This window comes from Streptomyces spiramenti, from assembly GCF_012034385.1.
Lineage (GTDB): Bacteria > Actinomycetota > Actinomycetes > Streptomycetales > Streptomycetaceae > Streptomyces > Streptomyces spiramenti.
Genome location: NZ_JAAVJB010000138.1, coordinates 1 through 13648 on the forward strand (window position 1 = coordinate 1; position 13648 = coordinate 13648).

11 protein-coding genes and 1 pseudogene are annotated in these 13648 nt (G+C 73.3%); 7 read left to right on the plus strand and 5 right to left on the minus strand.

The window, feature by feature from the left end:
• The 3 genes from HCJ92_RS16010 to HCJ92_RS16020 all read left to right on the plus strand — a co-directional run.
• A partial coding sequence (locus tag HCJ92_RS16010; RefSeq protein WP_245240918.1) for an iron chelate uptake ABC transporter family permease subunit occupies window positions 1–990 on the plus strand: 990 nt, incomplete at its 5' end.
• 161 nt (window positions 991–1151) lie between these two features.
• On the plus strand, window positions 1152–2162 hold the full coding sequence (locus tag HCJ92_RS16015) for a FecCD family ABC transporter permease (RefSeq protein WP_420824720.1): 1011 nt from the start codon (window positions 1152–1154) through the stop codon (window positions 2160–2162).
• A gap of 20 nt (window positions 2163–2182) precedes the next feature.
• A complete protein-coding gene (locus HCJ92_RS16020) occupies window positions 2183–3016 on the plus strand; it encodes an ABC transporter ATP-binding protein (RefSeq protein ID WP_420824721.1) in 834 nt (277 codons plus the stop codon).
• A 63-nt stretch (window positions 3017–3079) separates the two neighbouring features.
• On the opposite strand, the gene HCJ92_RS16025 is transcribed toward HCJ92_RS16020, so the two are convergent.
• Both HCJ92_RS16025 and HCJ92_RS16030 read right to left on the minus strand, forming a co-directional pair.
• Entirely contained in the window at window positions 3080–3850 is a 771-nt protein-coding gene (locus HCJ92_RS16025) for an enoyl-CoA hydratase/isomerase family protein (RefSeq protein WP_167934277.1), read from the minus strand.
• 174 nt (window positions 3851–4024) lie between these two features.
• Window positions 4025–5260 carry a L,D-transpeptidase gene (locus tag HCJ92_RS16030; RefSeq protein ID WP_338054206.1) on the minus strand — a complete coding sequence of 412 codons (1236 nt, stop codon included), beginning with the start codon at window positions 5258–5260 and terminating at the stop codon, window positions 4025–4027.
• A gap of 475 nt (window positions 5261–5735) precedes the next feature.
• Between HCJ92_RS16030 and glgX the strand changes: the two genes are divergently transcribed.
• Window positions 5736–7997, plus strand: a complete 2262-nt coding sequence (gene glgX / locus HCJ92_RS16035) for a glycogen debranching protein GlgX (protein ID WP_167934286.1) — start codon at window positions 5736–5738, stop codon at window positions 7995–7997.
• 172 nt (window positions 7998–8169) lie between these two features.
• Here the strand turns inward: glgX and HCJ92_RS24385 are convergent, their stop codons facing one another.
• The 3 genes from HCJ92_RS24385 to HCJ92_RS16050 all read right to left on the minus strand — a co-directional run bounded on the left by HCJ92_RS24385 (window position 8170) and on the right by HCJ92_RS16050 (window position 11334).
• Window positions 8170–8565, minus strand: coding sequence for a DUF6479 family protein (locus tag HCJ92_RS24385; RefSeq protein ID WP_209311192.1), 396 nt, complete (start codon window positions 8563–8565; stop codon window positions 8170–8172).
• A gap of 11 nt (window positions 8566–8576) precedes the next feature.
• Window positions 8577–9779: a baeRF2 domain-containing protein gene (locus HCJ92_RS16045; RefSeq protein WP_167934278.1), complete on the minus strand. Its 1203-nt coding sequence runs from the start codon at window positions 9777–9779 to the stop codon at window positions 8577–8579.
• Between the two features lie 382 nt (window positions 9780–10161).
• Window positions 10162–11334, minus strand: a complete 1173-nt coding sequence (locus HCJ92_RS16050) for a glutathione-independent formaldehyde dehydrogenase (protein WP_167934279.1) — start codon at window positions 11332–11334, stop codon at window positions 10162–10164.
• 281 nt (window positions 11335–11615) lie between these two features.
• Here HCJ92_RS16050 and HCJ92_RS25845 point away from each other — a divergent pair.
• The 3 genes and pseudogenes from HCJ92_RS25845 to HCJ92_RS16065 all read left to right on the plus strand — a co-directional run.
• Window positions 11616–11747: pseudogene (locus HCJ92_RS25845) on the plus strand (DUF397 domain-containing protein); the annotation flags it as partial.
• A gap of 190 nt (window positions 11748–11937) precedes the next feature.
• Complete coding sequence (locus tag HCJ92_RS16060; RefSeq protein ID WP_420824722.1) at window positions 11938–12465, plus strand: flavoprotein; 528 nt, start codon at window positions 11938–11940, stop codon at window positions 12463–12465.
• A 119-nt stretch (window positions 12466–12584) separates the two neighbouring features.
• Window positions 12585–13648 (plus strand): LLM class flavin-dependent oxidoreductase (locus HCJ92_RS16065; RefSeq protein WP_167934281.1); only part of this gene is annotated, 1064 nt, incomplete at its 3' end.

A 13648-nucleotide genomic window follows, 5' to 3' on the forward strand; every position in this document is an offset into this window, starting at 1 on the left:
ACCGCCCGCCGCCGGCGGGCGGTCGCCGCGGTGGCGGTGCTCGCGCTCGCCGTCGCCCTCTCCCTCCTGGTCGGCGCCAACTCCCTGCCCCCGCCGCTGGTGGTGGAGACCCTCCTGGGCGGCGGCACGGAGGAGTCCCGGTACGTCGTCCTGGAACAGCGGGTGCCGCGGACGCTCGCGGGGCTGGCGGTCGGGGCGGCGCTGGGCGTCGCCGGCGCGCTGATCCAGGCGTTCACCCGCAACCCGTTGGCCGACCCGGGCATCCTCGGTGTCAACGCCGGTGCCGCGTTCTTCGTCGCCGTGGGCATCACCTTCCTCGGCGTCACCAGCCCCTTCGGCTACGTCTGGCTCGCCTGCGCGGGAGCGCTGGTGCTGACGGTGCTCGTCTACGGCATCGCCACCGCCGGCCGCGGCGCGGTGGACCCCGTCCGGATGACGCTCAGCGGCGTCGCCGTCGGCGCGGTGTTCGCCGGGCTCACGACGGGGCTCACCCTCACCCACCCGGACTCGTTCGACCGCATGCGCGGCTGGAGCGCGGGCAGCCTGCTGGAGCGCGGCACGGATGTGCTGCTGCCGGTGCTGCCGCTCCTGGTGGCCGGACTGCTGATCGCCCTCCTGGTGGCGCCCGCCCTGAACTCCGTCGCCCTGGGCACCGACGTCGCCCTCGCGCAGGGCGTGGCGGTGGGACGGGTGCGGGTGGCGGTACTCGCGGCGGTCACCCTGCTGGCCGGCTCGGCGACCGCGGTCGCCGGGCCGATCGTCTTCGTCGGCCTGGTCGTTCCGCACCTGGTGCGGTGGACCGTCGGCACCGACCAGCGCCGGATCGTCCTCGGCTCACTGGTCGTCGCCCCCACCCTGGTGCTGCTCGCGGACGAGGTCGGGAGGGTCGCGGTGCTCCCCAGCGAGATGCCGGTGGGCGTGGTCACCGCGTTCGTCGGGGCGCCGGTGCTGATCGCGCTGGTCCGGCGGCGGAAGGCGAGCGGACTGTGACCCCCTCACCCGGTGCCCCGCGCGAGGAGCGCACCGCCCCCCGCGCCGACCCCCTTCCCGCGGCCGACCCCCTCCCCGTGGCGGGGCCCCGTCCCCTGCACCGTGCCGCGCACGAGGTACCCGCGTCGGGCCGGCTTCGGACGGGACGGCGGCGGCTGGTCGTGGGAACGTCCCGCCGCAACGTGGTGGTGGGCGTCCGCTCGGCGGTCCTGTCCGTCGGCGCCGTGGTGCTGATCGCGGGCTTGCTGCTGGCGGCGGTGGTCCTCGGCGACTACCCGCTGACCCCGGGCGAGGCGATCGGGGTGCTGACCGGTGCCACGGAGGGGTTCGCCCGCACCGTCGTCCTGGAATGGCGCCTGCCGCGTGCCGCCTCCGCCGCGCTGTTCGGCGCGGCCCTCGCCGTCGCGGGCGCCGTCTTCCAGACCGTCACCCGCAACCCGCTGGCCAGTCCGGACATCATCGGCCTCGCCAACGGCTCCTTCACCGGCATGCTCGTGGCCCTGCTGGTGCTCGGCGGCGGCTGGCCGCTGCTGATGACGGGCTCACTGGTCGGGGGACTACTGGCCGCGCTCGCCATCTACCTGCTCGCGCTCCGCGACGGGCTCCAGGGGTTCCGGCTCATCGTCGTCGGCATCGGGGTCTCCGCCATGCTGGCCTCGGTCAACACCTGGATGCTGCTGCGGGCCGAGCTGGAGACCGCGCTGCTCGCCTCCGCCTGGGGCGCCGGCACCCTCAACACCGTGACCACCGCCAACGCGGTGCCCGCGGGGGTGTGCCTGCTGGTGCTTCTGGCGCTGCTGCCGTCCCTCGCCCCCGCGCTCCGCCAGCTCGACCTCGGCGACGACGTCGCCGCGGCAGCCGGGGTGCGGGTCGGCAGGACGCGTACCGCCGTCATCGCCGTCGCCGTCGGCCTGGTCAGCGTCGTCACCGCGGTCGCCGGGCCGATCTCCTTCGTGGCGCTGGCCGCGCCGCAGATCGCCCGCCGGCTGGCCCGCGCCCCCGGCATCCCGCTGACCGTCAGCGCCCTGACCGGCGCGGTGCTGCTGCTCGGCGCCGACCTGATCGCCCAGCACCTCGTCCCCCTGACCGTGCCGGTGGGGGTCGTCACCGTCGTCCTCGGCGGTGGCTACCTCGTCTGGCTCCTCGTCCACGAAGCAAGGCGACGCCCGTGACCCCGAAGACCACGCAGCCGGTGACCGCGGCCGACGACCGGACCGACGCCGGGTGGGACGCGGACGCGCCCCGGCTGCTCGCGGAGCGGTTGACCCTCCGCTACGGGGACCGCACGGTCGTCGAGGAACTCGATCTCGTGGTGCCGCCCGGCTCCTTCACGGTGGTGCTGGGCCCCAACGCCTGCGGCAAGTCCACGCTGCTGCGCGCCCTCTCCCGGCTGCTGGCGCCCACCACCGGCACCGTCGTCCTCGACGGGCGGGACATCCACACCCGACCGCCGAAGGACGTGGCCCGCCGCCTCGGGCTGCTGCCGCAGACCGCGACGGCCCCCGACGGCATCACCGTGGCGGAGCTGGCCTCCCGTGGCCGGTACGCCCACCGCCGCGCCCTGCGGCAGTGGTCGACCGAGGACGACACGGCGGTGGGCGGCGCGCTGGCCGCGACCGGGGTCGCCGACCTCGCGGAGCGGCCGGTCGCGGAGCTCTCCGGCGGGCAGCGGCAGCGGGTGTGGATCGCCATGGTCCTCGCACAGGAGACGCCGCTGGTGCTGCTGGACGAGCCGACCACCTACCTCGACGTGGCCTACCAGATCGAGGTGATGAACCTGCTCCACGACCTCAACCGGTCCGGCCGCACCGTGGTCGCCGTGCTCCACGACCTCAACCACGCCGCGCGCTACGCCTCGCACCTGGTGGTGATGCGCGACGGGCGGGTGGAGGCGGTCGGACCTCCCGCGACGACGCTGACCTCGGAGCTGGTCGAGCGGGTCTTCGGGCTGCCCAACGTGGTCATCCCCGACCCGGTGACCGGGACGCCGCTCGTCGTCCCGGCCGACACCCGCGCCCGGCGGTGACGGGCCGGGCGCGGGGAGCCGGACCGCCGCGCGCGGCAAGGGCGGCCGGGCGGTCGGCTGCGGTCAGCGGGTGAAGTTCGCCTTGCCGGGGCCGTCCTCGACGAAGCTGCGCATGCCGATCTCACGGTCGGCGGTGGCGAACAGTGAGGCGAACCAGGTGCGTTCCACCGCGAGACCGGTGTCGATCCCGGCGTCCAGCCCGCTGTCGACGGCCTCCTTCGCCGCGCGCAGCGCGATCGCCGGTCCGGCGGCGAGCCGGCTCGCCCAGGCGTGCGCCGTCGCGTACACCTCGTCGGCGGGAACGACCTTGTCCACCAGGCCGATCTCCAACGCCTCGGGCGCCTTGACCTGGCGGCCGGTGAAGATGAGGTCCTTGGCCTTGGACGGGCCCACCAGGCGCGGGAGCCGCTGGGTGCCGCCGGCTCCGGGGACGAGACCGAGCAGGATCTCGGGCTGCCCCAGCTTCGCGTCCTGCGCAGCGACGCGGATGTCGGCGCAGAGCGCGAGCTCGCAGCCGCCGCCGAGCGCGTAGCCGGTCACGGCGGCCACGACCGGCTTCGGGATGCGGGCGACGGCGGTGAACGAATCCTGGAGCCCCCGGGCGCGCGCGATCATCGCCGCCTGGTCCATGTCGCGCATTTCCTTGATGTCGGCGCCGGCGGCGAACACCTTCTCGCCGCCCCAGATCACGACGGCCCGGATGTCGTCGCGGTCGGTGACCTCTGCCGCGAGTTCCCGCAGCCGGTCCTGCACGGCGGTGTTGAGAGCGTTCAACGGCGGCCGGTCCAGGCGGATGGTGCCGACGCCGTCCGCTACTTCGAGATGCACAGTCATGCCGTCAGGTTAGCCGTCGTTCACCGGTGGTGGGCCGAGCGTGCGCCACCCGTCGTCGCGGGCGCGCGCGACACCCCCGGACACGCCGGTGGCCCGGCGCGGTCGTCGACCGTGCCGGGCCACCGGGGGCTGCCTCGCGAGCCGGGCCCACCGCTCAGCGGCGGGCCCCGGGGGTCACTGCCCCGCGCCCCACTGGGACCAGTCGAGGTTCCAGCCGTTGATGCCGTTGTCCGGGGCGATGATGTCGTCGTTCGAGTTGACGACCTCGATCACGTCACCGATCCGGGTGTTCTCGTAGAACCACGCCGCCTGCGTCGAGCCGTCGTTGCCGCCCTTGACGTCCTGGAGGCCGATGCAGCCGTGGGTGTCGAGGTGGTTCCCGAAGGTGCCGGGGGTGGACCAGTAGTTGCCGTGCAGGAAGGTGCCGGAGGTGGAGAGCCGGATGGCGTGGGGCACGTCGGGGATGTCGTAGTCGTAGCCGACCGTCGCGCCGTCCATCCGGGTCTCGGTGAACATCTCCGAGACGACCATCTTGCCGTTCCAGGTGTCCTTGCCCGGGGCACCCGCGGTGACGGGGATGCTCCGGACGATCTCACCGTCTCGCTCGACGTCCATGGTGAGCGTGTCGATGTCCACCGTGCTGACCTGCCGGTGCCCGACCACGAAGGACCGGTCGTTGTACCGGGTGCCGTAGACGCCGGGGGAGGCCTCGACGCCGCGGGTGCGGAACTGCACCGTCACCTCGGTGCCCGGCTCCCAGTAGTCCTCGGGGCGGAAGTCGACGCGCTGGTTGCCGAACCAGTGCGGCTCGACCTCCACCGCGGGCTCGGTGACGATCCCGATGGCGTCGGCCACGGCCCCGGTGTTCTCCACCGGCTTGTCGAAGGTCACGGAGATCACCGTGCCGACGCCGACCGTCCCGCCGTCCTCGACCCAGTTCCAGAGGTGGCTGTTGGTGTCGAGGGTGGCTTCCGCGGCCACGGTGGTGAAGGTGGTCGTACCCACCGTCTCCAGCCCCTCGGCGTCCTCGCCCGTCGCGGTCACCTCGTAGGTGGTGTCGTTGGCGAAGTGCTCCACCGGAGCCCAGCCGGTGCTGTCCTCGGTGAACTCGCCCGGCACCTCGGTGCCCTCCGGGTCGATGACGCTCACCTCGGTCAGGCTGCCGTCCTCGGCGCTGACCGAGAACTCCTCCCAGGTCGCGACCGACTCGGCCCCGTCCTCGGTGGAGAAGGCGACAGATACTGCCGCTGCCGCGTCCCCGCCCGTACCGCCCCCGCCGCCCTTGTCCTCGTCGCCCCCCGACGTCTCCGCCTTGCTGGTGCCCCCGCACGCCGTCGCGACCACCATGACGATCCCGGCCAAGCCGGCTATCGCCCCGTTGCGCCTCGCGCCCCACCGTCGCCTGTTCACGTGTAACTCCCCTCGCGCCCCGGGCGTCCGCGATGATCCACGTCCGCCGTCCCTCCAGCCAACCACACGGCTCCGGCAGTCATGCCCCGGAATTGTCACCGTTGCGTACTAGTGCTGACCACGGCATGACGCAGAGCGCTGAAGAGGTGGCAAGCGGTGCCATCTGCTTCTAAAAGTGATCAAATACCTCATGAGTGGTCATGAGGCGGTCACGAGTGATGAAGAACCATCGAGAGGGAAGAACCTGGGGAAAGCCGACACCGGCCGGACGCCACCGAGCACGCGGCCGACACCGCGGTCACCGAAGCCCCCGGCCCCCCTGCCCCGCCCCGGCCGGACGCCCACCGAGGCCCGACCCCCGCGACGCGCAGCGCCCCCGCACCGCTGACCCGCCCCCCATTCGCACCAGCAGGAGGCCCACGTGCCCCACGCACCCGAGCACGGGCCGGCCGCAACCGAGACGGCCGCCCCCACCATGGTCACCGGGCAACCCGCGGCTCCCGACCCCCTGGCGCACAGCGTGCACGTCCGCCGACCCCCCGGCCCGCCGCCCGAGGTCTGGCCCGGCAGCCCCCAGCCCCTGGGTGCCCGGGTCCGCAACGGGCCCGGGGACGTGCCGGGCACCAACTTCGCCCTGTGGGCCGCGGGCGCCGAGGGCGTCGAACTCTGCCTCTTCGACGACGACGGCCACGAGACCCGCTGCGCGCTCACCGAACTCACCCACGAGATCTGGCACGGCTTCCTCCCCGGCGTCGCCGCCGGCCAGCGCTACGGCTACCGCGTCCACGGCCGCTGGGACCCGTGGACCGGCGCCCGCTGGAACCCGGCGAAACTCCTCCTCGACCCCTACGCCCGGGCCGTGGACGGCGACTTCGCGCCCGGCACCGGCACACGCCCCGTGCCCGCCGAGTGCTACGCCCACGCCCGGGACTGGCCCGACCAGGATGTCGCCGACACCGTCCGCGACGACCGCGACTCCGCCCCGTTCGTCCCCAAGGGGGTCGTCGTCGACGACCGCGACACCTGGGCCGACGACGTCCGCCCCAAGACGCCCTGGGCGGACTCCGTCATCTACGAACTCCACGTCGGAGGCTTCACCCGCGCACACCCCGACATCCCCGAGGAGCTGCGCGGCACCTACGCCGGCCTCGCCCACCCGGCGGCTGTCGACCACCTCGCCCGACTCGGCGTCACCGCCGTCGAACTGCTCCCGGTCCACCAGTTCGCCCACGAGGACCACCTGCTGCGACGCGGCATGTCCAACTACTGGGGCTACAACAGCATCGGCTACTTCGCCCCGCACGCCGCCTACAGCGCCGCCGGCAGCCGCGGCGCCCAGGTCGGCGAGTTCAAGAACATGGTCCGCGCCCTGCACCGCGCCGGCATCGAGGTCATCCTCGACGTCGTCTACAACCACACCGCCGAGGCCGGCCAACTCGGCCCGACGCTCTCGCTGCGCGGCATCGACAACAGCGGCTACTACCGCCTGGGCGAGGACCCCCGCTACTACGCCGACTACACCGGCTGCGGCAACACCCTCCACGTCGTCCAGCCCCAGGTGCTGCGGCTCATCACCGACTCCCTGCGCTACTGGGTGCAGGAGATGGGCGTCGACGGGTTCCGGTTCGACCTCGCCGCCGCACTCGCCCGCTCCATGCACGACGTGGACATGCTCTCCCCGTTCCTCGCCGTCATGGCCCAGGACCCCGTGCTGCGACGCGTCAAGCTGATCGCCGAGCCCTGGGACGTCGGGAGCGGCGGCTACCAGGTCGGCGCGTTCCCCCCGCTGTGGACCGAGTGGAACGACCGCTACCGCGACACCGTCCGCGACTACTGGCGCGGCGCCGTCCCCGACGTGCGGGACCTCGGCTACCGCCTTTCCGGTTCCAGCGACCTCTACGCCTGGGGCGGGCGCCGCCCCTACGCCTCCGTCAACTTTATCACCGCCCACGACGGCTTCACGCTGCGGGACCTCGTGAGCTACCACGGGAAGCACAACGAGGCCAACGGCGAGGAGAACCGCGACGGCACCGACGACAACCGGTCCTGGAACTGCGGCGCCGAAGGCGAGACCGACGACCACGAGGTGACCGCCCTCCGCCGCCGCCAGCTCCGCAACCTCCTCACCACCCTGCTGCTCTCCACCGGCGTCCCGATGCTCGTCGCCGGCGACGAGATGGGCCGCACCCAGCGGGGCAACAACAACGCCTACTGCCAGGACAACGACCTCAGCTGGGTCGACTGGGACCTCACCCGCGACCCGGAGTGGCGCTCCCTGCTCGACCTCACGGCCCGGCTGATCCGGCTGCGCCGCGACCACCCGGTGCTGCGCCGCCGGGCGTTCTTCTCCGGACGCCCCCAGGGCCCCGAGGGCCTCCGCGACCTCGCCTGGTTCACCGCCGCCGGACACGAGATGGCCGAGTCCGACTGGTACGCGCCCAGCCTCACCCTGGGCATGTACCTCTCCGGGCAGGAGATCCCGCAGCGCGACGACCGGGGCCGGCCGGTGACCGACGACAGCTTCCTGGTGCTGCTCCACGCCGGGGCGGACGACGCGGTCTTCCCGCTGCCGGGCGCCCCGTGGGCGGAGGGGTACGAACTGGTCCTCGACACCACCCGGGAGGAGCAGGCGGACGGTCCGGGCACGCTGCACGTCCCCGGGGAGGGCATCACCCTGCCCGCCCGCTCCGTGCTGCTGCTGCGCGCGGTCCCGCCGACGGCCCCCGACGTGCGCTGACGCTCCGGCAGCCCGCCGACCCGGCCGCCCTAGCCGCCGTGCCCGGTCACCGGCGGCGAGGATCGGGTACGGGCCGACACGGCGGCGAGGGCCGGGCCGCGACCACCTGTCGCCGCCCGGCCCTCGCCGCGCACCCGGCCGGTCCGCCCGGGGGCTGGACCGACCGGGTCATTCATCCACCGCGGTTGCCCCGCTCCCCGTCACCGTGTTCCGGTGCCTGGTGCCCCGGGTCGCCGGGGGCGCGGTCACCGCGTCCCCGCTCGGCCGGGGTGCCCGGCGTCGTGCCGTAGGGCTGGAGCTCGTGGGGCCGCAGCCGACGGCCGTCCTCCGCGAACCCGGGTTGGGCGGGGTGTTCCATCACCTCGCCGACCGGGCCGCCCGGCGGCGGCTTGGGCTGCTCCTCCGGCCGCGGTGGCGGCGACTCCCTCCGTCGCAGCCGGATTCCGTACCAGACCGCCCCGGTCAGTATCGCGACCACGAACAACCCGATCACAAAGGGGCCGATACCGACCAGCAGGTCGCGTTCGATCGCGATCCGGACCGTCGCGCCGTGAGAACCGCCGCTCATGTGGTGCCTCCTCAGCCGCCGGCGGCTGTGGCCGGCCGCCTGCTCACTTCTTCCGTCCCCACGTCATCCGTGGCTGCCGTCGCCGCGCCGTTCTCCTCGTGTGCCCACCGGAGCAGGGCGCCGAGCCCGCCCGTGGGCAGCTCGCCCGCCTCGTGCGACTCCGGGTCCAGCAGGACCACGTCGCCGCCGGCGGCGATCACCGCGCGCAGCAGCGCGTCGTCCGCCCGCGCCGACAGCGGGTCGTCGGCGCCGAGCGACCGGGCGTCGGTGCGTCGCATCGCGAGCTGGTCGGGCTCACCGCCGATCCACACCTCGCGGTTGTGGTCCGAGCCGCCCGGCACGATGAGCAGCGTCGCTATCCGGCGCTCCCGCGCCGCCTCCACGAGTGCCGGAACACCCTCGGTGGCGGGGGTCCCGCCGGACCCGGCGAGACCGGCGCGGAAGCGCTCCACCACCGAGCCCTGGTCCGCCTCGCGGCGCTCGCGGAGCAGCCGGCCGACCTCCTCGTCGAGGAGGGGGGTGTCGGCGCCGGGCGCCCGGCCGCCGTGGTTGGTCTCCACGACGCGCGGGGTGAGCGACTGCGGCAACCGCTCGTGGACGCTGCGGCGCTGCCGCTCGTCCCCGACCAGCAGGACGAGGTCCGCCTCGGTCTCGACGGCGGTACGTGCCAGCTCCTCGGCGGTCTCCGAGGCGTTGCGCTCCCAGGTGTTCTCGACGGCGGTCTGGAAGCGGCGCTCCGACCAGTCGGAGCTCGTCGTCTTGTTGACCGGCCAGTCCTCGCCGTCGACCCGGCCGACGATCTCGCTGCCGCGCGCGTGGCGGAGCTCGAAGTCGGCGCCCTGCCGGTCCACGTAGGCGACGAGGCAGACCCGGGTCTCCTCCGCCATCTCGACCAGGGGTGTCAGTCTCGGCAGCACGCTCCATGCGGCCTCGGGCTGCGGGGGAGCGGTGCCCAGCGGAACGGTGCGGACGACCTGGCCGCCCGCCGCGAAGACGGCGCGTCCGGGCGGGCCGGGCCGGAGCTCGCTCAGCTCGCGGTAGACGCCGTCGCTCTCGGCGTCACCCGCGCCCTGCTCGGCAAGGGTGCCCTTCGCCTGCCGCGCGGCCAGCTCCTGACGGGTGGCGGCGTCGGGGCCGGGGGTCACGTTCGCCAGATAGGCGGACGCCCAGGGGCCCGGGGTGCGGACAACGGGCTCCAGAAAGGCGAGATCCATCGATCCTCCTGATCCGTGGGAAAACACGTGCTGTTCGGATACCGGGGGGAAGGGGGTGGGCGCGTCGGTGTCTGCTCCGTACTGCCGGACGGGCGGGGCCCGGACGGCGGGGCCGTGGGACGAGCGGGTGGGTCGAGGACGGGGGTTCGGGTGCCGTGATCGTTGCCGTGATCTGTTCGTTACCGGTCCGCCTGCCCGGGGTTCCTCGGGGTATCCCTCCCGATCGGCGGTGTTTCGTGACTTCCGGCCGGGGCGCCGCCGGCGACCGGCCCGGGAGCTGCGGGGGCCGCCCGTGCCCCTGCGGGGGCGCGGGCGGCCCGCGACCGGCGGGCCCGGGCGGCCGGTGGGCCGACCGGGCGGGTGCCGGGAGGGAGGGCGACGGTCAGACGCCGGCCATCGTCCTTCCGGCGCCGTTGCTCATCGCGGCCGGCTTGAGCAGCACCTTGGTCCAGCCCTCCTCGCGCCTGTCGAACCGTTGGTACGCCTCGGGGGCGTCGGCCAGCGGGAGGTGCTGGGAGACGACGAAGGACGGCTTGGCCCGGCCGGCGATGATCATGTCGCGCAGCTGCCGGTTGTACGCCTTGACGTTGGCCTGCCCGGTCCCCATGCGCTGGCCCTTCTCGAAGAACCGGCCCATGGCGAAGGTCAGCTGTCCGTTGCGGGCGCTCTCGTTCGGCCCGCCGGGGTCGGCGGGGACGTAGAGCCCGACGACGCCGAGCATGCCCGTCGGGCGCACCGCCTCCACCAGGGTGTTCAGCACCGTGGCGGGCTGCTCCTCACCCGCGGCGACGGTCGCCTGGTAGCCGACGGCGTCGATGCCCTTGTCGCAGCCCTCGCCCCGGGTCATCGCCTTGATCTGCTCGGCGGCGTCGCCCTGCGTGTAGTCGACGGGGGTGGCACCGATCTGCGACGCCAGCCGCAGCCGGTCCGGTACCCGGTCCACGACGAAGACGCGGGACGCGCCCCGCAGCATGGCCGAGTAGGCGGCCATGAGCCCGACCGGGCCGGCGCCGAAGACGCAGACGCTCTCGCCCGGCGACACGTCCGCGAGCTCGGTGGCGTGGTACCCGGTCGGGAAGATGTCCGCCAGCAGTGCGAAGTCGTCCTCGTGCTCCTCGCCGGGCGGCAGCACCAGGCAGTTGAAGTCCGCGAAGGGCACCCGCAGGTACTCGGCCTGGCCGCCCTTGTAGGGGCCCATCGAGACGTAGCCGTAGGCGCCGCCGGCGAACCCCTCGTTGACCGTGAGGCAGAACCCGGTCCGCCCCGCGAGGCAGTTCTTGCAGAAGCCGCAGGCGACGTTGAAGGGCATGACCACGCGGTCGCCCTTCTTGACCCGGACGACGCCCGAGCCCACCTCGGTGACGATCCCCATGTTCTCGTGGCCGAAGACGATGCCCGGCTCGGCGCCCGTGCGGCCCTCGTACATGTGCAGGTCGGAGCCGCAGATGCAGCTGGTGGTGATCTTGACGACCACGTCCGTGGGAGCTTCGACCCTGGGGTCGTCGACCTCTTCCACCGCCACCTCGTAGGCCCCCTGGTAGACCACTGCTTTCATCGCTCCTCCTCCGGTGCAGGTGCGTGCGGTGACACCCGGCCGCCGCATGTCGGAACCGCCGAGTGCCCGTGGTGAAACGGGCTAAACGGCGGAAAGTGGTGCGGTTCGTGCGGGGGTGTCCCGCCTGTGGCCGGTCGCGGCAGCCTCGCCCGTCGCCCGTCGGCCCGTCGGCCCGTCGGTCCGGTGGTGGTGGCGAGGCAGTGGAACCAGACCCACTTGCCCTCGCGGGTGAGGGGCAGCCCATGCCATGGTCCACCGGGTGAGGAAAGAGATGATGCGGGATGAGTGGTCCCGGTGTCGCGGGGTCGGTGTCGGAGCTCGCAGGGTGGCGAAGTTCCCGTACCGCAAGCAACGGCAACTGCGGCGAAGTGGCGCGTGTGCCCGATTCGGTGGCGGTCCGGGACTCGAAGCGCCCGGACGGGGCGTCGCCGTCGTGCCGCGGAGTGCCTGGGGCGGCTTCGTGGCGGCGGTCGGGAAGGCCGTCTGCGGGGGCGCCCGCGTTCCGGCCCGGTGCGCGCCTGGTCGCGGGCGGTGGTCGTCGTCCGGTCGTGGTCGTGGTCGCAGACTTGCGCACACCGGCCCGGACAGTGTGGACTCATGGACATGCCCCGGGTCCTGTACCTCATAGCCACCGCAGCCGGACCGACCCAGTTCGTGGACCGTGGAGTGCGCGTCGCGCAGGAGGCGGGCTGGGACGTGTGCCTGGTCTTCTCGCCGATCGCCGCCACCTGGTGGTGGGGGCGCATGGACGAGTTGGAGGAGCTTACCGGTCACCCGGTCCGCCACCGCTACACCGAGCCCGACGAGGACGCGCCGGACGTCCCGCCGGCGGACGCGATGCTCGTCGCGCCGCTGACGACGACCAGCCTGTGCCGCTGGGGCGCGGGAATCACCGACTCGCTGTCGATCGGGCTCCCCGCCGAGGCGGTGCACCTCGGCACGCCGGTCGTCGCGATGCCCTACTGGAGCACCGCCATCGGGACCCAGCCCGCCGTACCCCGGGCGGTCGCCACGCTCCGGGCGCAGGGTGTGCGGGTGCTGCTGGGCGAGGACGGCTTCCAGCCGCACCACCCCCGGGCCGACGAGCCCGCCGCCTTCCCGTGGGAGCTCGCGGTCGAAGCGCTGGACTGATCGCCCCCGCCCCCCCCGCCCCCCCCCCCGAAACCGTGGCGTCGTCCGCCCACCGGGAATGTCACCCGGCAGTCGTGCGTTGATCAAGTTGAATGTTCAAGCACGCTGAGAGGCGCCCCATGCAGTTCGGCATCTTCACCGTCGGCGACGTCACGACCGACCCCACCAACGGCCGCACCCCCACGGAGGCGGAACGCATCAAGGCGATGGTCGCCATCGCAGTCAAGGCCGAGGAGGTAGGACTCGACGTCTTCGCCGGCGGTGAGCACCACAACCCGCCGTTCGTGCCGTCCTCGCCGACGACCCTGCTCGGGTACGTCGCCGCCCGCACCGAGCGGCTGATCCTCTCCACCTCCACCACGTTGATCACCACCAACGACCCGGTGAAGATCGCGGAGGACTTCGCGATGCTCCAGCACCTCGCCGACGGCCGCGTCGATGTGATGATGGGCCGTGGCAACACCGGCCCGGTCTACCCCTGGTTCGGCCAGGACATCCGGCAGGGCATCCCGCTCGCGATCGAGAACTACGCGCTGCTCCACCAGCTGTGGCGTGAGGAGAGCGTTGACTGGGAGGGCCGCTTCCGCACGCCCCTCAACGGCTTCACCTCGACACCCCGGCCCCTGGACGGCACCCCTCCGTTCGTCTGGCACGGCTCCATCCGCTCCCCGGAGATCGCCGAACAGGCCGCGTACTACGGTGACGGCTTCTTCGCCAACAACATCTTCTGGCCCAAGGAGCACTTCCAGCGGCTGATCGAGCTCTACCGGCGTCGCTACGCCCACTACGGTCACGGCACCGCCGAACAGGCGATCGTCGGACTCGGCGGGCAGATCTTCATGCGCCGCGACTCCCAGGCCGCCGTCCGCGAGTTCCGCCCCTACTTCGACAACGCCCCCGTATACGGCCACGGGCCCTCGCTGGAGGAGTTCACCGACCAGACGCCGCTGACCGTCGGCTCGCCGCAGCAGGTCATCGAGAAGACGCTGACATTCCGCGAGTCCTTCGGGGACTACCAGCGGCAGCTGTTCCTCGTGGACCACGCGGGCCTGCCGCTGAAGACCGTGCTGGAACAGCTCGACCTGCTCGGCGAGATCCTGCCGACGCTCCGCGAGGAGTTCGCCCGGCAGCGGCCGGCGGCGGTCCCGGACGGCCCCACCCACGCCGCGCGCGTCGCGGCGGG

Coding starts and splice junctions, on each gene's coding strand:
- HCJ92_RS16025 (WP_167934277.1), bottom strand. CDS start 3,850: ATGACTGTGCATCTCGAAGTAGCGGACGGCGTCGGCACCATCCGCCTG.
- glgX (WP_167934286.1), top strand. CDS start 5,736: ATGGTCACCGGGCAACCCGCGGCTCCCGACCCCCTGGCGCACAGCGTG.
- HCJ92_RS24385 (WP_209311192.1), bottom strand. CDS start 8,565: ATGAGCGGCGGTTCTCACGGCGCGACGGTCCGGATCGCGATCGAACGC.
- HCJ92_RS16045 (WP_167934278.1), bottom strand. CDS start 9,779: ATGGATCTCGCCTTTCTGGAGCCCGTTGTCCGCACCCCGGGCCCCTGG.
- HCJ92_RS16050 (WP_167934279.1), bottom strand. CDS start 11,334: ATGAAAGCAGTGGTCTACCAGGGGGCCTACGAGGTGGCGGTGGAAGAG.
- HCJ92_RS16060 (WP_420824722.1), top strand. CDS start 11,938: ATGCCCCGGGTCCTGTACCTCATAGCCACCGCAGCCGGACCGACCCAG.